We start from the raw sequence: 1,402 nt of genomic DNA on the forward strand, positions 1-1,402 counted from the left end.
GGCTCTCCTGCCTGATGTGTGGGTCATTCTGTGGTGGGTTGGCGGCCGGGGAGGGTGGGCTTGTCTCCGGCGAGGGTGAGCATGACGAGGGCGATGATGGCTTCGGCTGAGTGGAAGCCGAAGCCGCGGCGGATGATCAGTCGGGTCTTGGTGTTGGTGGACTCGATCAGTCCGTTGGACATGCCGGTGGTCAGGGTGGCGCGGATGGCGTCGTAGTGCCGGCGGATCCTGCGCTGGAGGTCGACGAAGGCGTCGATGCGGCAGCGGCGGGCCCAGCTGATCCAGCGGTCCAGGGCTTTCAGGGCGGCCCGGGGCCGGGTGCGGGCGAGGGTAAATACGGCGCGCAGGGCTTCCTTCAGTCGCCAGGCGCGGTGCAGGCGGGGGTCGGTGGCGGCGATCCAGGTGAGCTTGGCGGCCTGGCGGTCGGTGAGGTCGGCCTCGTTCTTCCACAGCGCGAAGCGGGAGTCCTTCAAGGCCCGCGCCCGCTCGGCGTCGCCCAGTTCCCGGCGGGCCCGGTTCCAGGACGCGCGGCGCTCGGTGTCCAGGGCCTCGGTGACCCAGGCGACCACGTGGAAGGGGTCCATCACCCGCAACGAGGCCGGGGCGCGCTCGGCCAGGACCTCGGCGATCCACAGCGCGCCGTCGGCGCTGATATGGGTCAGCTGCCCGGCGCGTTCGGCGCCGAGGGCGTCGAAGAAGGCGTGCAGCACGCTCTTGCCGTGGCCGTCGGCCATCCACACCACCTTCCCGCTGTCGTGGCAGACGACCACGGTCATGTACTTCTGCCCTTTGCGGTGGCTGATCTCGTCTATCCCGATGCGTCGCAGCCCGTTCAGCCGGTCGGTGTGCCGGTCGCGGTCGGCGACGAACCGCTCGACGATGTTGCCGACCGTGCGCCAGGAGGTACGCATCAGCTGGGCCGTCGCGGTCTTGGAGCATTCGGCGGCCATCCAGGCGGTCTGCTGGTCGAAGGCGTGGGTGTGCCCGGCGCCGTGGCGGGCCCAGGGCACAGCGGCGGCTGTTACCCCGTGCTCGCGGCAGGCCACCCGCGGTGCGTCGGCCTCCAGGAAGACCCGGATCACGCCGTGGTCCAGGTCGCGCCACCGGCGTCGGCCCCGGCCATGGTCGTACCGGGCGGCCGGACGGCGGCAGCTCCCGCACCGCTGCCGACGGCGGGCATCGGGCCGTACCGACACGACCACACACTGTTCGTTCTCATCGATCCGGACGCCCTCGACCACGGTGTTCTCCGCCGTCAGGGTCCGCTTCCATATCCTGAAGAGGGACACGCCGTTTTCCTGCTTGATCCAACTTGAGCCTAGAGAACTCAAAGGATGGCAGGAGACGGCGTGTTTCCCGTATCAGGGCTGGTCAGGGCACCCACGCATGCGGCAGGAGAGCC

The 1,402-nt window shown here is 69.8% G+C and carries 1 protein-coding gene; it reads right to left on the reverse strand.

Features of this window, described 5'->3' with window-relative positions; translation table 11 throughout:
• Positions 1–23 precede the first annotated feature (23 nt).
• Entirely contained in the window at positions 24–1,289 is a 1,266-nt protein-coding gene (locus ACWD5Q_RS35500; protein WP_451431189.1) for an ISL3 family transposase, read from the reverse strand.
• Positions 1,290–1,402 lie beyond the last annotated feature (113 nt).

This window comes from Streptomyces sp. NPDC002513 (assembly GCF_053595355.1).